13 protein-coding genes and 1 rRNA gene are annotated in these 20687 nt (G+C 52.5%); 2 read left to right on the top strand and 12 right to left on the bottom strand.

What is annotated here, in order from left to right:
* Positions 1-35: 35 nt before the first annotated feature.
* The 4 genes from QNM19_RS13870 to QNM19_RS13855 form a co-directional block, all read right to left on the bottom strand.
* Positions 36-4430 (bottom strand): type I polyketide synthase, encoded by a 4395-nt coding sequence (locus QNM19_RS13870; RefSeq protein ID WP_284026816.1) that lies wholly within the window; start codon positions 4428-4430, stop codon positions 36-38.
* Positions 4431-4432: 2 nt separating this feature from the next.
* Positions 4433-9667 (bottom strand): non-ribosomal peptide synthetase, encoded by a 5235-nt coding sequence (locus QNM19_RS13865; protein ID WP_284026815.1) that lies wholly within the window; start codon positions 9665-9667, stop codon positions 4433-4435.
* 106 nt (positions 9668-9773) lie between these two features.
* On the bottom strand, positions 9774-9977 hold the full coding sequence (locus tag QNM19_RS13860) for an MbtH family protein (RefSeq protein WP_049865215.1): 204 nt from the start codon (positions 9975-9977) through the stop codon (positions 9774-9776).
* Between the two features lie 55 nt (positions 9978-10032).
* Positions 10033-12429, bottom strand: coding sequence for a penicillin acylase family protein (locus QNM19_RS13855; RefSeq protein ID WP_049865216.1), 2397 nt, complete (start codon positions 12427-12429; stop codon positions 10033-10035).
* A gap of 310 nt (positions 12430-12739) precedes the next feature.
* On the opposite strand from QNM19_RS13855, the gene QNM19_RS13850 reads away from it, so the two are divergent.
* Complete coding sequence (locus tag QNM19_RS13850; RefSeq protein WP_010383862.1) at positions 12740-13264, top strand: RNA polymerase sigma factor; 525 nt, start codon at positions 12740-12742, stop codon at positions 13262-13264.
* Here QNM19_RS13850 and QNM19_RS13845 read toward each other — a convergent pair.
* Positions 13258-13725 carry a tellurite resistance TerB family protein gene (locus QNM19_RS13845; RefSeq protein ID WP_284026814.1) on the bottom strand — a complete coding sequence of 156 codons (468 nt, stop codon included), beginning with the start codon at positions 13723-13725 and terminating at the stop codon, positions 13258-13260. The two genes, QNM19_RS13850 and QNM19_RS13845, sit on opposite strands and share 7 nt — an antisense overlap.
* Positions 13726-13795: 70 nt before the next feature.
* Here QNM19_RS13845 and QNM19_RS13840 point away from each other — a divergent pair, with 70 nt between their 5' ends.
* Positions 13796-14173: a hypothetical protein gene (locus QNM19_RS13840; RefSeq protein WP_049865221.1), complete on the top strand. Its 378-nt coding sequence runs from the start codon at positions 13796-13798 to the stop codon at positions 14171-14173.
* A gap of 42 nt (positions 14174-14215) precedes the next feature.
* Here the strand turns inward: QNM19_RS13840 and QNM19_RS13835 are convergent, their stop codons facing one another.
* The 7 genes from QNM19_RS13835 to rrf form a co-directional block, all read right to left on the bottom strand.
* Positions 14216-14803: a hypothetical protein gene (locus tag QNM19_RS13835; RefSeq protein WP_010383865.1), complete on the bottom strand. Its 588-nt coding sequence runs from the start codon at positions 14801-14803 to the stop codon at positions 14216-14218.
* Positions 14804-14883: 80 nt separating this feature from the next.
* Positions 14884-15483: a 3-isopropylmalate dehydratase small subunit gene (leuD, locus tag QNM19_RS13830; protein WP_010383866.1), complete on the bottom strand. Its 600-nt coding sequence runs from the start codon at positions 15481-15483 to the stop codon at positions 14884-14886.
* Positions 15480-16883, bottom strand: coding sequence for a 3-isopropylmalate dehydratase large subunit (leuC, locus tag QNM19_RS13825; protein WP_049865218.1), 1404 nt, complete (start codon positions 16881-16883; stop codon positions 15480-15482). Before leuC ends, leuD begins: the two co-directional genes overlap by 4 nt.
* Positions 16884-16915: 32 nt before the next feature.
* On the bottom strand, positions 16916-17992 hold the full coding sequence (gene leuB / locus QNM19_RS13820; RefSeq protein ID WP_049865219.1) for a 3-isopropylmalate dehydrogenase: 1077 nt from the start codon (positions 17990-17992) through the stop codon (positions 16916-16918).
* Positions 17989-19536 carry a 2-isopropylmalate synthase gene (gene leuA, locus QNM19_RS13815; protein ID WP_049865220.1) on the bottom strand — a complete coding sequence of 516 codons (1548 nt, stop codon included), beginning with the start codon at positions 19534-19536 and terminating at the stop codon, positions 17989-17991. Before leuA ends, leuB begins: the two co-directional genes overlap by 4 nt.
* Positions 19537-20048: 512 nt before the next feature.
* Entirely contained in the window at positions 20049-20291 is a 243-nt protein-coding gene (locus QNM19_RS13810) for a hypothetical protein (protein ID WP_284026813.1), read from the bottom strand.
* Between the two features lie 283 nt (positions 20292-20574).
* Positions 20575-20687, bottom strand: a 5S ribosomal RNA gene (gene rrf / locus QNM19_RS13805); the annotation flags it as partial.

Below are 20687 nucleotides of genomic sequence, written 5' to 3'. Positions count from 1 at the left end.
AGAGTGCGGCCTCAAGGTGAGGCCGCAGGGGGAAGTTAGTGTGTTTGCAACTGAGCGACCAGCTGCTCTTCAATCATAAAGGCCAGGTTGTCTATGGTCGGGTCTTCAAAGAAGGCGGCCGGCTCCAGCTCAACTGAAAACATTTGCTTGGCCTTGGCCAGCATCTGGATCGCCACCAGCGAATCGCCGCCCAACTCCAGCATGCTGTCGAAAATACCAATCTGCTCAAAGCCCAGGTATTCGGCCCACAAGGCGACCAGTTTGTGTTCCAGTTCACTTTCTGGTGCTTCGTATTCCACCGCCAGCTCAGGACGAGCGTGACCTTTAGGCTTGTTCAGTCGCGCCAGCAGCGCCTGCTCCGTCGCCCGTGTAGCTGCACACAATTGCGACCATTCGGTACTGGCACAGTAAACCTGAGCCAGACCCAAGCTGAGTGCGGCATCAAATAACTGACACGCGGCTTTGTGGCTCAGCCCCAGACCATCAGCCAGCGTAATATTGGCCGTCATCCCAGTATTCAGCCAGGCATCCCAGTTAAGTACCTGTACGGTAAATGGGTGGTCTTGTTGTGCGACTGCATCCAGATAACTGTTGGCGCCGCAGTAATCACTTTGCGCAAATGCCCCCACGATTGATGCCAGACATGAACACAGCACCATGCGCGTCAACGGCATATCAGCAAACAGCTGCAATAGCGTTTGTGTGCCCTGCACTTTGGCCGCGGCACTTTGCTGTGCCTGCTCTGCGGAGATCTCCGTGAGCAAGCCACCGCCGGGCAGACCAGCCGCATGGATCACCTGAGTAACAGCCCCAATTTCAGCCTGCGCTTGTGTAAGCGCCGCTTGCATCTGTGCCATATCCGTGACGTCGGCGCGGATTACGGTAAGCTTGGCACCGCTTTGCTGCAACGCATGCAGTTGCTGATAACGTTCACGCAACTTCTGTGGCTGCTGCTCATCTTCGCTCAACTGTGCCCATTGTGCAGGCTCAGCCATTTGCTGACGCGTTTGCAGCACCAAGGCATGCCCTTGTCCGGCCAGATGCTTAGCCAACGCCAAACCGATACCACCCAGACCACCTGTGATTAACGTCACCCCAGGTACAGAACCAGCTACGCTTTGCGCGCTCACCTCGGCTTGCGTCAAAATAAAACGGTGTGCGCCCCGATAAGCGATTTCCTCGTCACCCTGGATCAGATCGGCCACCAGACGGTCGGTTACCTTATGACTCGGGTTGTTGGCCATCTCCTGCGTCAGCGCCAGCACCTGGCAGGTTTGTGAGGCCAGTTCCAAAGGTGCGACTCGTGTCAGCCCCAACAGAGACGCCTTTTCTGCACTGATCGTTTCATCACCCAGCACATTAAATAACTCAGTCGCGACGATACTCAGCGGACGCCCACCGAGCGACATCAGCCACTGCACCATAGGCAACAAAGTGTTGTAAGCCAAAATATCTGACGACTGAGGTAACATAAAGCGGGTGTCTACCACCTGATCAAAGTCACCCACAGCCTGACTCAGCTCACTCAGTTGCGCGCCATCTTGCAAGTTCAGACGATAAGTCTGATCGTCGATGGCTGAGAAGGTTTCTCCCTGCCAGACCTGAGTCAGCTCAGCACCCGCCTGGGTCAATGCCGCACTCAGCTGTGATACCAAAGGAATATCCGCTGCCAGCATCAGCACCCGCTTGCCAGTCAATGACGCTACGGCTTGAGGCGCAACACATTGCTGCCATTGTGGGGCATACAACTGCGCACCTTGCTGACCTGCACTGGTGCTCGCAACCGGGACTGCTGACGCGGTTACACCCGCTTCAACCCAATATTCAGTGTCGGCAAACACATATTCCGGCAGCAGATTTAACTGGCCATGTGGACGTGCTGTCAGCTGAGCAAAGTCAACCGCACAGCCGAGCTGCCATAGCTTAGCTAAGGTTTTGGCAAAGGGTGGCAACGGGGCCTTGAGGTCGCGTGCGTGAGACACCGAGTGTAATACGACCTTGTCTTCACTCACTGTTTGCTTGGCCAGTTTTTGTAAAGTGTCGCCCGGTCCGGCTTCAATCAACACATCCGCGTTTTCTGCAAGCACCTTAACGCCGGCCACAAAGTTCACCGGCTGACGAATATGGTCGAGCCAGTATTGGGCAGAGCAAGCCTGCTCTGCGGTGATCCAGGTACCACTGACGTTAGACACAAAGGGGACATTTGGCGCCTGAAGCGGCGACGCACTCAGTACTTGTTCCAGCGTACTGGCAAAGTCAGGCAAGACTGCTTCGGTCAGGTGACTGTGGAAAGCATGTGACACATGCAGACGCGTCGCAGCAATATCGGCGGCTTTTAACTCACCCTGTAAAGCCTTAATCGCCTCTCGCGTACCGGCAATCACAGTATTAGTCGGGCTGTTCAGTGCCGCAATGTCCAGCGCTTCATTGAGGTAAGGGGCAATGGCATCGCCATTGGCCATCACCGAAAGCATGGTACCCGGCGCCATGTTTTGCAGCACTTCACCGCGTGCTGCCACCAGTTTGGTTGCAACCTCTAATGTCATCACCCCAGCCAGACAGGCCGCCGCATATTCGCCAATGCTGTGACCCAGCATAGCACTGATGCGCACACCATGGGCTTCGTAGCATTTCGCCATGGCATAAGCCACGACAAATAAAGCAGGCTGAGTAATACGAGTCTGATTCAGTAGCTGATTGGCCGACAGGATCTCGCTGTCTGCAGGTGAAAATACACTGTGCAGCTCTTGCTGCAACGTGTCAGGGAAATAGCCCAACACCTCATCAAAGGCAGCCTTAAATGCCGGCACTTCGCGCAGTAACGGCTGTGCCATGGTGACATACTGAGACCCCTGCCCCGAGAACATCAGTGCCACCCGAGGCGCTGTTGCTTTATCGCCCTGCGGCTCGCGCAGCAACTGCGCAATGGCCTGTTCGGCATTTTCTGCCACACAAGCATGACGGACCGCCAGCGCACTGCGTTTATGTTGTAACTGTGCCGCCAGCTGTGCAAACTGCTCTGGTGAACGCTGCAATGTATCGGCCAGTGCCTGAGTCTGACGAACCAACGCACTTTGACTGCTGGCACTGATGGGCAGAACCTGCCATGTCGAGTCAGAGTTGTGGTGAGTGTCTTGCTGAGTGTACTCTTCGAGGATCACATGGGCGTTGGTCCCCCCCATGCCTAAGGAGCTCACCGCAGCACGACGCACGCCCTCACTGTGCCAGGGTTTTAACTCGGCATTAACGTAGAAGGGACTATTGGCAAAATCGATTTTGCTGTTCAAAGGCTGACTGTGCAGACTGGGCGGCAATTCCTGGTGACGTAACGCCTGAACGGCCTTGATAAGTCCCGTTACCCCGGCCGCGGCATCCAGGTGGCCGAGGTTGGTTTTAGCAGAACCAATCGCACAATATTGCTTTGCATCACCGGCATACGCCTGACTCAGTGCGGCAATTTCGATTGGGTCGCCCAGTTCAGTACCGGTACCATGGGCTTCAATATACCCCACACTTTGCGGGTCAATGTCAGCAAACTCCAATGCGGCCATAATGGCGTTGGCCTGACCATTGACGCTCGGTGCCGTATAACCGACCTTGTCTCGACCATCATTGTTGATGGCTGAGCCTTTGATCACCGCCAGAATGTGGTCGCCATCTTCCTGCGCTTCCGCCAGGCGCTTCAGTACCACCGCGGCACTGCCACTGCCGATCAGAATGCCATCGGCCTGCTCACCAAAAGCACTCAACTGACCGGATGGCGACAAGCTGCCACCAGCCGGGGCATGATACCCCTGATCCTGAGTCAGATTGAGCCACACGCCGCCAGCCAGGGCCGAGTCACACTCAAAGTTTTGTAACGCACGACACGCCATATGCACCGCAACCAGTGAGGTTGAGCAAGCAGTCTGAACGGTGACAGCCGGACCTTTGAGGTCTAGCTCGTAGCTCACCCGGGTAGCCAGTGAGTCTTTGTCGTTACCATTGGTGAGCGCCAGCAGGCTAGTGATATCACGTGACTGCCCTTGCAGCAGGTTTTGCATCAGGTAGGCAGGGACACCACACCCGGCATAGACGCCGGTCAGCTCACCCAGTGCCAGTCCGGCATGCGCCATCGCATGCCAGCAGGTTTGCAAAAAGTGACGCTGCTGGGGGTCCAGCTGTTCGGCTTCTTTTGGCGTGTAGCCAAAAAACTCGGCATCAAACTGTGCCAGTCCGTCAAACGGAATGCCGCGTTTCACATAATCCGGGTCGCTCAGGTCAGACTCACTCACGCCGGCACGACGCAGCGCCTCGTCGTCGTAACTTTGGACTGCGCAACGGCCGGCGCGAATATTTTGCCACAAGGCATCGACGTTATCCGCATCAGGGAAACGCCCGGCCATCCCGACGATGGCAATATCCAGTTCACTATAGTGCTGTTCTGACATGATTATGATTCTCTTACTTTACGTTTGCGGGCAGCGACGGCGCCCATGCCGCGACGCTGCCGGGCGCCACTCGGGGCGTTGTTTGTTTGTGACTGTGTTGTTTGTGACTGGTCCAGATACGCTGCCAGGCTAGCGATGCTGGGATAGGCAAATAAGTCGGTCAGTTGTAACTGGGCAAAGTGCGGCTTCAAATCGTCGAAGACCGCCATCAGCAATAGCGAATGGCCCCCCAAATCGAAGAAGTTCGCATTGCGGTCAACCTGACTGATCGCCAGATGCTTCACCCAGACCGCTTCCAGTGCCTGCTCGGTCTGATTAGCAGCAGTGCTGACTGACGGAGCCTGCGCGGGTGCTACTTTTGGTAGTTGCTGGCGCTCCAGCTTGCCGCTGGCATTGATGGGCAACTGTGCCAGTGCCACAATCTGCGCCGGGACCATGTAATCAGGTAGCTGTTCAGCCAGCGCTCGCTTGAGCCTGACTGCATAATCCGGATCGTCATGACGGTCGCTTTGTACATAGGCTATCAGGCTTAAAGCCTGCGCCTGCTGCTCGGTGATCACCACCGCCACATCCACACCCGGCAGCTGTGTCAAACGGGTCTCAATCTCACCCAATTCAACCCGGAAGCCGCGAATTTTGACCTGATGGTCGCTGCGACCATGATAATGCAGCGCACCATTTTGCCAGCTAACCAGATCACCACTGGCGTACATACGCGCGCCATTATCCGCAAATGGATCGGCGATAAAGCTGGTTGCCGTCTGTGCCGGACGCTGCCAGTACCCGCGTGCCAGGATATCTCCGCCGATATACAGCTCACCTACCTGACCTTCGGCCACAGGCTGCAGGTTGTTATCCAATACGTAGAGACGGCGCCCATTCAGGGCATGGCCCAGCGGCACAACCTCGCCCGCAATCAGCGTGCGACAATCATGAATGGCCGCCTCAACCACAATTTCTGTCGGTCCATAGGTATTCAGCAAGCGGACCTCACCCAGACCGGCTGCGCGCCAGTCCGCAATGCCCTGCTCTGACATCGCCTCACCGCCTGAATGAACCTGACGCAAATTAGGCAGTGACAATGGTGTAGTAGTCGCCATTCGCGCCCAGCTGGCAGCAATGCTGCGCCAATAGGCAGCACTGAGATCCATCACGGTAATACCGTGGCGCTGTGCTTGTTGATAAAGGGTCTCGGCATCCCACAAAGTATCACCACGTAGTACCACAGCAGCACCCACAGCCCAGCTGGGGAACACTTGTTCCACAAAGGCATCAAAGTTAATGGTGGCAAATTGCAGTACGACGTCTTGATGACTCAATGCAATGAAGGCTTTTGCCGATTCTATGTAGCTGGCCAGCGCCTGATGCTCAATCGCCACACCTTTCGCCTGACCCGTTGAACCTGAGGTGTAGTTTAAATAGGCCAGTGACCGGGCATGATGGACCACAACCGGTGCAGCGCTGTATTCATGATATTCGCTGAGTAACGCCAGTGGTGAAATACAAGGCACAGGCAAGGTGATGTCAGTCTGTTCACCCAATATTGCGGCACAACCACTGTCGTTGACCATGTGTGCCAGCTTCGTTTGCGGGAAGTTAGGGTCCAATGGCAAGTAGGCGGCATTGGCCTTTAAACAAGCTAACACCGAAGCCAGCATCAGAGGTTTACGCGCCTGCATAATCCCGACCACCTGATCTGTTAGGCCCTGACCAATCAGACCATGGGCCAGCCGGTTGGCCGTTTGCTCCAGCCACTCATAGCTATAATGTTGATCGTCAAAGATCACCGCAGTCGCATCCGGGTTGTTGGCAGCATACTCGCTGACCGATGTCAGCCACTGAGCGGCCGGCGCCGAAGCCTCCCCCCCCGTTGCTGCCACAGGTAATTGTGCCTGCTCAGCACCTAAAGACAGATTACCAATTGCCTGCTGTGCATGTTGTGGCAGCTGATTAAGCAGTTGCTGATACGCCTCGGACAAGCGTGCAATGGTGCTCTGTTGATAGAGCGCCTGATTGTACTGTAGTTCAATGCTCAGCTGACCCTGCTCATCCAGCCGTGAGTCGATACTGAGGTCAAACTGCGCCTGCTGTTGTAACGACTGCGCATCGATCGTAGTACAGTCGGCCAGCGTCAGAGTCTTAGCGACATCCTGCTCTAGATGGTTAAACATCACCTGAAACAGCGGCGTCTGCCCCAATGCACGCTGCGGATTCAGCACTTCCACCAGCTTTTCAAACGGATAATCCTGATAACGCTGTGCGTCCAGTGCCGTTTGTTTGCATGCTTCCAGCAACTGCGTAAAACTTTGCTCCGGAGAGACCGAGCCTCGGATCACCTGAGTATTGATGAAAAAGCCGACCAGATTGTGTAACTGCACAAGGTTACGGTTGGCAACCGCCACCCCAATCTGCGGCTGACGTTTGCCACTGAGGCGATAAAACAGCACCTGCAAACTACTCAGCAACAGCATAAACAGACTGGCACTTTGACTATGTGCAAGCTGTTGCAACTTGTCGGTGTGTTTGTGATCCAGGGTAAAACGCATGACACCCACTGGCGCTGTCAAATCACTTCGTCGCGCCTGCTCAGGTGCCAGCAACTCCTCATCCCCTTGGCCATCCAGTCGTTCCTGCCAGTACGCCAGCTGCGTCGCGGCGGCTTCAGAGGTCAGCCACTCCTGCTGCCACAGGGCAAAGTCACCATACTGAATGTCATTGTGTTCAGGCGCGCCGCCACCCTCGGCGTTATTACACAGTACATTGTAGTGACGTGAGATCGCCTCCAACAACAAATCGAAGCTCCAGGCATCACTGGCAATATGGTGCATGACCAGTACCAGGCGATGTGCCTGCTCAGATTCACTGATCAACGCAGCACGGAAATTTTCACCTTCGCCCAGCGCAAACGGCGTTTCATAGCAAGTGCGCTGTAATGCGTCAGCCTGTTTGCCCGCATCAGTGGCATTGCACAGATCATGAAATTGCCACTGTAAAGGCTGTGCAGCGGTGCGCTGACGCCACTGACCATCCGCCGCTTTAAAATACGCTTGTTGCAGCGCAGGCTGCTGGGCCAGCACCTGAGCACAGGCCTGCTCAAGTCGCTGCGGATCCACTTTACCGGCCAACTGCATAGTCGCACCAATGTGGTAAGCGCTGCTATTAGGCTCCAGTTGCCACAAGAATAACTGTCTTTGCTGCTGTGCGCTAAGTGGAAAATCGCTCAGCTTTTGAGGGGTGATCTGCACGCTGGGTGCATCTTTTACGTCTCTTACACGCTGGCAGAAATCGCCAAAACGATGCGCTGCGAATAAACTACTGGGGTCGAGCTGACAATCCAGCTCACTCTGGACTCGCGCCAACAATTGCGCCGCCTTGATAGAGCTGCCCCCCAGTGCAAAGAAGTCCGCATCGTCATGATTGACCGGATAACGCAGCACACTTTGCCAGCATTGCGCCAGCTGTCGGGTTTGCTCGTCCCAGTGTGCATTGCCTGGCAAAGAGCCTTGTGCCGTAAGCTGTTGCAGCTGAGTCAGGTCAAAATCACCATAGCTGGCCAGCTCATTGGCGTTGCGCAACTTCAGACAGGCACTGCGCTGAAGTTTACCACTGGAGGTTTTTGGCAAGCCCCCTTGATCTAACAGCAATACCAGCTCAGGGCAGGCAGCAAAGTGCTCAGTGATAAAGTCACGTACAATTAACGCCGTTTGCTCTGCAGGCACCTCATTGCGATAACTGTTGCTGGTTTCAATTGCCAGGCCAATGCCTTCGCCACTGTCTTCGCTGGGCACCGGAAATGCCGACACCCGACCTTTACGTACAAAGCTCAGCTCTGCCTCAATAGCCCGCTCAATATCCTGTGGATAGACGTTGTGGCCATTCATGATGATCAAGTCTTTTTGTCGACCCGAGATATATAGCTGACCGTCGAACACGTAACCAACATCACCAGTTCTCAACCAGCGATGGCCATCGAGCTCTACAAAGGTGTCCTGGGTGGCTTGTTCATTCTGCCAGTATCCCAGAGCAATACTGGGTCCTGCAGACCAGATCTCACCAATTTCACCATCATCCAGTGCGCGAAGCGACTGCGGACATGTGATCCTGAGTAGATGACCGCTGGCAACCTGGCCACAGCCAACCTGATGACAGTATGCGTCGCTGTCTCGCTGATCGCGGGCATCGACGACTTCCGCCCGGCCCGATGCCAACCCCTGATTATCAAAGGCACGGATCACAGCACCGCCACCAGCCTCTGTACCGGTCACCATCAAGGTGCCCTCGGCCAGACCATAACAAGGATAAATAGCTGATGCCTGCATCCCCTGGGGCGCAAAACGCTCCGCAAAATCCAACAGGGTATCGTGGCGAATTGGTTCTGCGCCGGAGAACGCGACGCGCCAGCTTCTCAGATCCAAATCTGCCAGCTGCTTGTCACGGATCCGCTCAAGACACAGGCGGAAAGAAAAGTCGGGACCGCCAGAGACAGTGCCGCCATATTCACCAATCAGTTGTAGCCAGCGAGCCGGACGCTCCATAAAGAAACGCGGTGAACACAACACCAACGGATAGCCGACGTAGATAGGCTGCAACAGTCCACCAATCAGTCCCATATCATGAAACAGCGGCAGCCAGCTGACCATCACATCGGATTGGGTCGTTTGCATTCGTTCGGTGATCGCCACTTCATTGGCCAGCAAATTACCATGGCTGACCATCACGCCTTTTGGTTTGGCGGTTGAACCCGAGGTATACTGTAAAAAGGCAATCTCGTCGCTGTGCGCCGGGTGGCGCGGCGCATCAGGTGCAGGCGTGTTTAATTCGTCCACTACCTGCATGATAATCCCATCCAGTGCTTCACACATACCCGCGACTGTTTCAGTAAATCGCGAAGTTGTCAGTACCAGGCGGGCGCTGGCATCTTCGGCAATCCCTACCGTACGGGCAATATGTTGTGCTTTGGTCGACTCGGGTGGAAAACTGGGAATGGCGGTCACGCCCAAATGCTGACAAGCAAGAAAACTGGTCACATACTCAATGCCGGTATCCATCAGGATCAGGGCACGATCACCCGCACTGACGTGGTGCTGCAGATGCCCTGCCAGCTGTAAACTCTGTTCATACAACGCCTGAAAACTCCAGCGTGTGTGTGCTTTTTTATCTACGCAGATCAGCGCGGTTTGTTGTGGCTGTTGTGCTGCATGGTGGGCAAGGCGATCCATTATCGTCGTGGCGGTCATGGGGTACTCCGTGAATAAACTGGCAGTGTGGCAAGGCAGTGCGGTGGATGTTAGCCGCGCACTGGCGCTGAACAGCCATTAAGCTGAACAGGCGGCGCCGGGAAACTTACTGATCCATCGCCTGGCGAAGGCTTAACGGACGCATATCAGTCCAGTGCGTATTGATGTAGGCCAGACAGGTCTCTTTGTCGCCTTCGACACCCACATCTTTCCAGCCACCGGGCACGCTTTTATAACTGGGCCACAGTGAATATTGTTCTTCATGGTTAACCAGGACCTTGAAGGTGCCATTTTCGTTATCAAAGCTCATCGTTTTCTCCAAAAATCAGACTGTCGGCATAGTGACGCGCGACAGTCCGGGTTTTTTAGTCTTTTTTCACGATCAGTTTGGTCGTGCTGAGCTTATTGATTGACACCTGCCAGGGATAGAATGGTAATTCAACCAACCCCAGCTGTGCACTGTAATGGCGACTGCTATCACTAAAGTGCGTGGAGTCACGATTGGCACTTTGCGAATAACTCAGCAGCCCACGGGCAACCGGGCCGTTATCGTCAAAGCCCACCACCATCATCCAGCTGGAACCAAAGTTTATGCCGTAGCCTTCCTCACGCAGCCCAGACCATAACGGCCGCCCATCAACCACACTGGTGAGTGGCGCCGATGGCTGTGCTGCAAAGCTGGTCAGATCCATGGTGTTATGAGTTGAAAACACGTTGAACCCACCACTTTGATGTTCAGGCCCAGCCCATGGCAAACGATCCGTGCCTTTTTGCAAATACTGGATCTCTGCAAATGGCGCATCCAGTGCAAAACCATAATGTTGCAGATCAGCCGCAGCACGGAGCAGTTTCTTCAGGATCTCAGGGTCAGATTTAATCGTGTGTGGTGTGGTGGTTGGCAACCTGGAGTCAAACGGCACAACAAAATCCAGTTCTCTGTCGAGCACACGGAAAAATTCGCGCGCCAAATGCGCCGCTTTGGATGTCATATCAAAGCGTCCATCCCACTGAGCGAACGCCGCACAGGCTGGGTCCACGTCGACCTCCAACTGTTCGTTCAACGCCCAGCGTTGACCCGCATATTGCTGACATAAGCCGGCAATGACACCGCGTTCACTGGCAAAGTAGCTGCCGTTGCCGAGCATGATATGCTCCAGTTCGTCCAGGCTGAAGCGACCATCTTGTCCCGACCCTGAGCGCAGCAACGCATAAGCGTACCGACTACGTTCAGACTGCTGCACATCAACCGGGCCATACAAAGGAGAGACATCGCGCAGCGGCTGTGCGGCATTGCTCAGCCAAAACGAATCATTGGAGTTTTGTACATAATCATAACGGCTAAGTGACGGTGCCTCGGCCAGCTCAACGGCGCCATCGAAAATCATTTCCTCACGATCGCCTGGCAACACCACCTGACCTGTGGCAGCAAAAATGGCGGCAGATTTTGGATCTGTCTGTAACCAGCTCAGGGCAGCCGCTGACAGATGAGGTACGTTGGAGTCATCGGTATAAAAAGCATTACCATATTTATCCGCTGCCAGCGTATTGTTAAAAGACAAGCCGTTAAACCGCCTTGATGCTTCGCGCAATTGCGCTACTGACTCGGCCTTGTTGTATGACAACCAATGATCTATGGCTGAGAAATTATCCAGGTTTACATCACTGACCGCATAGGCAACCCCATTCTGCCATGGGAAGCGTTCAGGATCTTCAAGTATTAAACCAAAGTGAGTGGCATACGCGGTATGCGTATGCGTTTGCATCCCTGCAGCCGTTTTCACCGCGACCTGGATCTCACGCTCATGCATGGTATGCCACTGCCCTTCATAACGATAGCGGCGAGGGTTATCCGGATCGAGTGTCAGTTCATAAAACACATGGTGTAGTGCCGTTGAGTAAGTGTGCGTCCAGGCCAGATTGCGGTTGAAGCCGATATTGACCACGCCAGGCATGCCCAGAACGGAAGCCCCCATCACATCCAGCTCGCCCGGTACGGTTGCATGATGCGTCCAGAAGCGAAAATTACCATTGAACGGAAAATGTGGATTCGCCAGCACCATACCTCGCCCATTATGACTCAGGGTTTTGCCAATCGCCCAGCCATTTGAGCCCTGTGTGAGCTGCTCAGCAGGTGTCCGAGTCAATAAGGAGGCATGTTGCGCAGGGGTTGGTTCACTATTAGGTCCTGCCTGCACAAGCTGTGGTAACAATCGACCCACACTGCCCTGCACACCCATGAGCAATACATTGGCAATCACATCCTGTGCGGTTATCGGCTTGACCCAGGGGGCGTCGCGACAGATCTCGTCCAGCTGCTCCTTACCCGCGGCGACCTCCTTAAGGTACTGATTGTATCCGGCAGCAAAGCCTTCCGCCAATACACGGGTACTCACCGATAAACTCGAATATTGCTGTGTGACGCGACCGGGCAGATCCAGAATACGATAGCCAATATCCGACAACAGGTAATAATTGTCTCCCTCATTGCGATGTGCGCCGAGATATTGCGACCGCTCTCCGCGCAACCGCAAGTAGCCATCAGCCAGCAGACAGCTATGATCTTGCGCCTGGGCATAAGCATTGCCATAGCCCAGCCCATACAAACTGTGTGCTTTGACATGAGCAACACCAAATTGGGTACGAGTCACGCTCACGGCTTCGTTGCTGTGAGAGTTTGTCAGGGCTGGGGGGAAAAGTGGGGCAGCCTGTGTGCTGCCCATAAAAATGGCGAGCCCTGCAAAGCTCAGTGTAAATGATTTCATATTAGTCCTTTTGTTTAACAATACACGAAAGCTCCTGGAAAAGAGGATTAGGAGCTTCCCCAGCTAGACGCAGGATAAAAACAAAAAACCACCCCAATGCGTTCAATCCACAACACCACATTCCCCAACGTCAGCTGGCGAGCAACTACAAACGCCATCCGTGAGGTACGCGCTAACAAGAACCTATTAAAGGTCCAATCTAGAGTAGAAAATTACTTGACTGCAAAATACAAAAGGAAATAACATAATAGTGATAACTATTATCATTCGCCATAACGGATCTAAATCAAATACACCAGGAGAACTTACCGTGCCGCAGTCGTGTGAAAAGTGGTCAAATGTCATTGCAGAAAACGAAGCCAAGCTACTTGCTTATTTGAATAACATTCTGCGTTGCCCCTATCTCGCTGAGGATGCGTTACAAGATACCTTTATTCGTTTGTCTGGTATGTCAGCCTGTCAGAACTGCCAGGTTAAAAATTCGAAGAGTTTTTGCTATCAGGTTGCCCGCAATATTGCCATCGACATGTTGCGTAAACAAAGTCGGGAAAGCCTGGTCGATATGGAGTCTGTGCACGGTGAGCACTTTGATGACGAAGAATCTAATATTGAAACCCGCTTCATTGACGCACAGCTCTCAGAAAAAGTGAATCACACTATCGCTAAGCTGTCCAAGCGCCATCAGAACGTCGTAAGTTTTTATCGTGACGGGCGATTAAAGCAAAAAGAAATTGCGCAGATGTACAGTATCTCACCTACGCTGGTCAACTTCTTGATCAAAGAAGCCATTCAGTCCTGCAAGACCGAGTTAGGCACTGCACAGCTCACTCACTGATCGGTGAGCCCAAGCTGCTCACGGGCGGTGAGTTTGGCTGAGATAAAGTCGGCATGCGCCACGTACAGCAAGCCCGCGATTTTTCTGACCATATGTTCTTCGTGAGGATCTAAACTACCGTCGGCATAGGCTACTAACCACAGTAATTCAATCACTTCTATGCGCTCAAGCTCCCCGGTATGTGCGTTCACAACTCGCACAAACCGGTGTAAATCAATCGCTTCATCTACCATAGAGATGGCTTGATCGCGAATGAGCTCGCTGGCCTGTGTTGAAATGCCACTGTGCTGGGTCAGCAACCGGGCAATCATATGGCATTCATCCGCGTGGGTTTCACCATCGGCGCGCATAATCTCCACCATCAGTGCAGCCAGTGCTGTTGTGAAGTCAGGTGCCTGTTCAGATTCAGGCTGTTGAGCCAGGTTATTTATGAACTTTCTCAGTTGTGCAAACAAGCGCACCTCCCAAATATGTTACACTTCAGCAAGACGAGGATGGATTATCAGGTTTTATATGCCACAATCAGGCTTTATGACAACACAGGTTATAAAACAAGTGCGATGCACGCTGTCAGTGGTTGCACTGACGTTACTTGCCAGTGCCTGTAGCAGCTATACGCCGCCACCTAATGGCGTCGTCGAAAAGTTGTATGACTTTGATCACAAAGTGCACTATGACCAAATTAAGTATAATGACGATCACTACTATTTACAGATAAAATCGGATAGTTATCAACACTTTTTGAAACAAAGTGTGTTTTTGCTCAGACACAGTCAACGTTTATGTCAGGGCCGTTTGCCTCAGCTGGTGGTGATCGCGGGCGTGCAAGGCTTTGACCGTTTACCGACTTATCCAAGGCCCTATGAACCCGACCTGCAAGTAGAAGTGCGTTGTGTGAAAAAGCCGTAATAATCGCACAGCTCAGTATTTACGCTGAGCTGTGCAACCCTATCAGTCCTGATAACCCCAGGGCGCTTTAGGTGCCTGAACCGGCTTAGTCAGATCAAAGTCAACTCTGAACTCACGTCCCTCTCTGACCAGGCGATAGGTAAAACGCTCATCGTAAATATACATCTGCCAGGTGTTGCCCACAGATTGCGGAATACCACGCTTCACAAACAACTCTTTTGAGTACTGATCAGCAGGAAAAGATTGCACGTTGTCGTAACCTGCATCGACAGTATGGCCACCATACATAGTCGATTCATCGTCACTACCATCTTTATGGCGGTGGTCATGCTTCAGACTCAACCCACTACCAGTCTTGGTAATGATCCAGGTGCGCGAGGCATTTTTTCCAACATGAAACGGAATTTGCAGCTCCTGGTCGTTACAACGACGCACATGCATGATCAGGCGTGCATCACTGAACGCACTGGGTCCCTGATTATCGACCGTCACTTTGCCCTCATATGCTTTGCCACAATGCTGTTTAAGTTGGTCAAAAAACGCATCATGAGTGGGAATAGAGACTAAAGGAGCCGGACGCGCCATCACAGTGCCACTAACAAGTAAAGCGGCTGCATAAACGAGTTTCATATCAATGTTCCTAAAAATAATAAAGGCCGCAGCGTAATCCACTTAGCGGCCTTTGCCAATTAAATGCGGTGATCAAACAGCTACTGCCAGGGACGCGCCGCCTGAAGTTGCTGTTCAAACTTATCTATCTGAGCATTTAATTGCTCGGTTTCACCGATAAAGTCCAGCCCACTAAGCAGTCGCGCTTTGATATCCGGGCGCACATCAAACGCAATCGGTGCAAAATGCTCACTACGCAACTGCTGCGCTGCCAGGTCAACTTCAATCTGAATATCGGCCTGACGTTCACACAAACCAAACAGACTATCCAGAGTACTCGCGGGCAGACTAATACACAGCATCTGATTATTGCCGCAGTTGTTGAAAAAGATATCGGCGAAGCTCTGTGCCAGGATCACCGTAAACCCGTATTGCTTTAGTGCCCAGGGCGCATGCTCACGCGATGACCCACAGCCAAAATTATCCCGGGTCAGCAGCACACTGGCCCCCTGATATTGGGGGGCGTTAAGGATAAACTCCGGGTCCGGATCCCCTTGATCTGTGTAGCGCCAATCATAAAAAAGCGCCTTGTCAAAGCCGTCCCGACTCGTGGATGTTAAGAATTGCTTAGGAATGATTTGATCGGTATCGACATTATTTTTATCCAGTGGTGCTAACAAACCACAGTGAAAGACGCTCATGCCTGCTCTCCTTGAATATCAGTAAAGTGACCCGCAATCGCAGCAGCCGCTGCCATCGCAGGGCTCACTAAGTGGGTTCTGCCACCGCGACCCTGACGCCCTTCAAAATTGCGATTGGACGTTGACGCGCAGCGTTTACCCATTCCGAGCCGATCATCATTCATCGCCAGGCACATTGAGCAACCCGGTTCACGCCATTCAAAGCCGGCTGCTGTAAAAATGTCCGCCAGCCCCTCGCGCTCGGCCTGCTGTTTGACTAAGCCAGAGCCCGGAACAATCAAGGCTTCGACGCCACTGGCAACCTGTTTGCCTGCCACAATCTGAGCCGCGGCACGTAAATCTTCAATACGGCTGTTAGTACAAGAGCCGATAAATACTGTATCCACTTTGGCATCGGTCAGTTTTTGGCCTGCACGAAGTCCCATGTAACGCAGTGCACTGCGCATGGCTTCTGCTTTGATCAGATCCGGTTCAATTTCCGGATCTGGAATGGCCTCATCGATCCCGATCACTTGCTCAGGGCTGGTGCCCCAGGTAACCTGAGGTTGGATCTCATCGGCACTGATGATCACTTCGCTATCGAACACAGCATCAGGGTCGGTGTGCAGAGTTTGCCAGTAGGTGATGGCCTGCTCAAAGTCTTTGCCCTGCGGTGCGAATGGGCGGCCTTTAAGATAATCATAGGTCGTCTGATCCGGTGCGATCAACCCAGCCTTCGCGCCCATTTCAATGCTCATATTGCATAGTGTCATACGCGCTTCCATCGACAAAGCTTCAATAGCCGTGCCGCAAAACTCTGCCACGAAACCCGTGCCCCCGGCCGTGCCTAGTTTGCCGATCACCGCCATGATCAGATCCTTGGCCGTGACAGTGGGTCGCAATGTCCCGGTGATCTCTATTTTCAGTGATTTTGCTTTCTTCTGCTGCAGGGTCTGAGTCGCCAACACGTGCTCCACCTCAGAGGTGCCGATCCCATGGGCCAATGCACCAAATGCACCATGCGTTGAGGTATGACTGTCACCGCAGACGATCGTTGTGCCAGGTAAGGTGATCCCCTGTTCAGGACCCATCACATGCACAATGCCCTGATTCACTGAGCTCAGATCATAAAGCTCAATCCCGAACTCCTGACAGTTCTGTGCCAATGCCTGAAGCTGGTTTTTACTGACTTCACTGGCCGCATCAATAGAGCGACTTTTGGTCGACACATTGTGATCCATAGTCGCAAAAGTTTTATGCGGGCAACGTACCGCGCGATTTTTTTCACGTAAGCCCGCAAAGGCCTGCGGCGAGGTCACTTCATGTACCAGATGCCTGTCGATATAGAGTAAATCGGTTTGTTCGTTAATACTGGCGACCACATGGGCCTGCCAGATTTTGTCGTATAATGTCTGTGCCACTTGCTACATCCTGTTGTTAATCTGAAATCCGCTTAGATCCGCTCGACAATTGCATGAGCCACATCCAACGTCGTGTAGCCCCCTTGTGGATAGATATCCGGAGTCCCCACGCCAGCTGCAACGGCTTCGGCGACGGCCTTTTCTATGCGCCTTGCCGCTTCATCCTGTGCCAGCGAGTAACGCAACATCAGAGCTGCACTGAGGATCTGCGCAATGGGGTTAGCAATGCCTTTTCCGGCAATATCTGGCGCCGATCCGCCCGCAGGTTCATACAAACCAAACCCGGATTGATTCAGGCTAGCTGACGGTAGCAAGCCCATGGAACCCGTGATCATGGCACATTCATCGGACAGAATATCGCCAAATAAGTTGTCACATAAAAGCACATCGAACTGGCCCGGTTGCTTCACCAGTTGCATTGCCGCGTTATCAATATATATATGTTCCAGCTCAACATCCGGATAGTCTTTGCTGACGTCGCACACCACTTCACGCCATAAAACACTCGACGCTAATACATTAGCTTTATCCACCGATGTGACACGATTGCTTCTCAGCCGAGCTGCTTCGAAGGCAAAGCGAGCAATGCGTTCAATTTCCTGACGACTGTAACGTTGGGTATCAAACGCCGCTTCCTCTGCGCCACTGCCTTCGCGGCCTTTATCGCCAAAATAAATGCCACCAGTTAATTCACGCACACACAGAATATCAAAGCCCTGCTGACTGATATCAGCCCGTAACGGAGAGGCAGCGCTCAGCGCCGGCAATAATTGTGCCGGGCGCAGATTACAAAACAGCCCGAAGTGCTTTCTCAGCGGCAGCAAAGAAGCCCGCTCCGGCTGCTCCTGTGGTGGTAAATGTTCCCACTTTGGCCCGCCAACTGAACCAAACAAAATCGCATCTGATGCTTCGCAGGCTGCCAAAGTTGTATCCGGCAACGCAACGCCGTATTCATCAATCGCTGCTCCACCAATCGCATGATGTTGGCGCTGTAAGCCAATACCGAATACTTCACTGACTTTATCGAGCACCAGCTCAGCGGCAGCCATCACCTCAGGTCCAATGCCATCACCGGCTAATACTGCTATCTGATAATTTGATTGACTCATCCTGCTTTCCTTTGTTGTTTCAAACTCGAGACCTTGGCGGCTCGGTGAATTAAGTTATAAACGTGGATCATGGCGTGCACAGAGGCTTCCACCACATCGGCAGCCAGCCCGGTACCGTGGTACTGGCGACCATCATATTTGGCTATCATATCGACCTGCCCCAGTGAGCTTGCCCCCTGACCGGTTGCATCCAGGTTGTACTCAACAATATCAATTGCCTTTCCGGTAATACGTTCAAGAGCCAGAAATGCCGCTTCCACCGGACCGTTACCCGTGGCAGCTTCCTGTTTGAGCTGTTCACCCATCGCAATCCCTACGGTTGCGCTGGCGATCGATTGAGAGTTCGATGACGCATTTACAAATTGCAACTGGTAAAAGTCGTCTTTATCAGTGATCTGATTGAAGTGGATCATAGCTTCCAGGTCATAGTCATATACTGTGCCCTTTTGATCTGCCAAAGCCAGAAAGCTGTCGTAGAGAGAGTCCATGTCGTAGTCAGATTGCTGATAACCCAATTCGCTCAATCGATGTTCAATCACATGACGGCCAGAGCGTGACGTCATATTTAGCTGATTATTCGGGACGCCGACAGTTTCAGGTGACATAATTTCGTAGGTATTTTGTGCCTTTAGTACCCCATCCTGGTGGATCCCGGAGCTGTGCGCAAAGGCGTTTTCGCCAACAATGGCTTTGTTCGGCTGTACCGGCATATTACAAATTTTGGCAACTTGGCGTGATGCGCGATAAATTTCTTCGCTTCGAACGTCACAACTCACTTGCAAGTGGTCTTCGCGCATTTTTAAGATCATGGCCGCTTCTTCTAATGAGCAGTTACCCGCACGCTCACCAATGCCATTAATGGTACATTCGATTTGTCTCGCACCAGCCTGAACCGCTGCGATAGAGTTTGCGACGGCCAGGCCGAGATCGTTGTGACAATGCACGCTCAGACGCGCCTTGTCGATATTCGGGACGTTGTGTCGAATATGATGGATCATTGCCGCATACTCATCAGGCGTCACATAGCCCACTGTATCGGGCAAGTTAATGGTGCTGGCACCGGCATCAATTGCTCGCTCTACAATGCGACATAAATCGTCATAAGGGGTGCGACTGGCATCTTCACACGAAAACTCAACATCATCGGTGTAATTACGTGCCAGCTTAATTGATTTCACCGCCATCTCAGTCGCATCATCCAGCGACATTCTGAGCTTATGTTCCAGGTGTAGCGGACTGGTCGCAATAAATGTATGGATACGGCTCTTCTGTGCCGGCCTCAGTGCCTCACCACAGGCTTCAATGTCTTTACTAACTGCACGTGCCAAACCACAAATGCTTGGCCCACTAATTTCTCTTGCGATCCGTTGTACGGCACGAAAGTCAGCCGGGCTTGAGACCGGGAACCCAACTTCCATCACATCTACATTTAAACGACTAATGGTATGCGCGAGCAGAATTTTATCTTCTTCCGTCAGACTGGCTTTAAGCGCCTGCTCTCCATCTCTTAATGTCGTGTCGAATATCCAAACCTTATCTTGCATACCTGATGTCCTCGTTTAAGCATAAAAAAACCCCGCACAGTGTGCGGGGTTTATCGTGTTGCTGCCCTTACGCGCAACTACGCCCCGCTCTTACAGCTAAGCAGTAAGAGGTTAAGCGATAGTGACAACGTAATAATTTGCATGTGGGCATTGGTCCTGTTGATGAATTGCCTATGTTTTAACATGGTCGAAAAGCACAGATCAAGCATATTTATTCCCAAAAACCCAGTAAAGAAGGAGTCAACTTGAAATTTTAATTTACAAAAGAAACAAAAATAAGGAGTTTAATACCCTCATTCTTTAGTCATTGGAAGGTGAAGGCCTGAGAGATAAAAACAGAGGTGATTTAAATTTATTTAAAATCGGGGCAATTATTTTAGCCAATCACGAGAGTAAGAGAAGTAATCACGTGCCGACTGACGAGAATGATCGCCAACGCGACGTGTCATTCATATTCACCATGTGGCCCGTGAGTAGCTCCCACATCAAGTGCGGGATGACGGTGGTGTGGGTTATGTCGCCGTGCCATTCTTACTCACCACGTGGCCTGTGAGTAGCTCCCACATTAAGTGCAGGATGACGATGGTGTGGGTTTTCATACTCTCCGTGTGGCCTGTGAGTAATTCCCGCATCAAGTGCGGGATGACGATGGTGTAGGTTATGTTGACGTACCACTCATACTCATCGTGTGGCCTGTGCATAGCTCCCGCATCAAGTGCGGAATGACGATTGTGTAGGTTATGTCGACGTGCCACTCATACTCATCGTGTGGCCTGTGAGTAGTTCCCGCATCAAGTGCGGGGTGACGATTGTGTGGGTTAACATGCCATTTATACTCACCGTGTGGCCTGTGAGTAGTTCCCGCATCAAGTGCGGGATGACGGGCGTGTGGGCTTTGTGATCGGGTAGTTATACAACTTTTTTAAATCGCACATAGCAAAAAACCCGCTGCATTGCTGCAACGGGTTTGACGTACATGGAAGTACTAATGTCGATGAGATTCATGGATGAATGTCTTTCATCGACCTACTTATTAGGCCCTGGCGATGTCCTACTTTCACATGGGAAACCCCACACTATCATCGGCGCTATTTCGTTTCACTACTGAGTTCGGCATGGGGTCAGGTGGTTCCAAAATGCTATGTTCACCA

Origin of the sequence: Pseudoalteromonas ardens (genome assembly GCF_030125445.1) — a bacterium.
GTDB lineage: Bacteria > Pseudomonadota > Gammaproteobacteria > Enterobacterales > Alteromonadaceae > Pseudoalteromonas > Pseudoalteromonas ardens.
This window is presented reverse-complemented; position numbering and strand designations above follow the sequence as displayed.

What these genes read in the sequence shown, in the direction of transcription:
- QNM19_RS13870 (WP_284026816.1), bottom strand. Translation starts at nt 4,430, where the DNA reads ATGTCAGAACAGCACTATAGTGAACTGGATATTGCCATCGTCGGGATG.
- QNM19_RS13865 (WP_284026815.1), bottom strand. Translation starts at nt 9,667, where the DNA reads ATGACCGCCACGACGATAATGGATCGCCTTGCCCACCATGCAGCACAA.
- QNM19_RS13860 (WP_049865215.1), bottom strand. Translation starts at nt 9,977, where the DNA reads ATGAGCTTTGATAACGAAAATGGCACCTTCAAGGTCCTGGTTAACCAT.
- QNM19_RS13855 (WP_049865216.1), bottom strand. Translation starts at nt 12,429, where the DNA reads ATGAAATCATTTACACTGAGCTTTGCAGGGCTCGCCATTTTTATGGGC.
- QNM19_RS13840 (WP_049865221.1), top strand. Translation starts at nt 13,796, where the DNA reads ATGACAACACAGGTTATAAAACAAGTGCGATGCACGCTGTCAGTGGTT.
- QNM19_RS13835 (WP_010383865.1), bottom strand. Translation starts at nt 14,803, where the DNA reads ATGAAACTCGTTTATGCAGCCGCTTTACTTGTTAGTGGCACTGTGATG.
- leuD (WP_010383866.1), bottom strand. Translation starts at nt 15,483, where the DNA reads ATGAGCGTCTTTCACTGTGGTTTGTTAGCACCACTGGATAAAAATAAT.
- leuB (WP_049865219.1), bottom strand. Translation starts at nt 17,992, where the DNA reads ATGAGTCAATCAAATTATCAGATAGCAGTATTAGCCGGTGATGGCATT.
- leuA (WP_049865220.1), bottom strand. Translation starts at nt 19,536, where the DNA reads ATGCAAGATAAGGTTTGGATATTCGACACGACATTAAGAGATGGAGAG.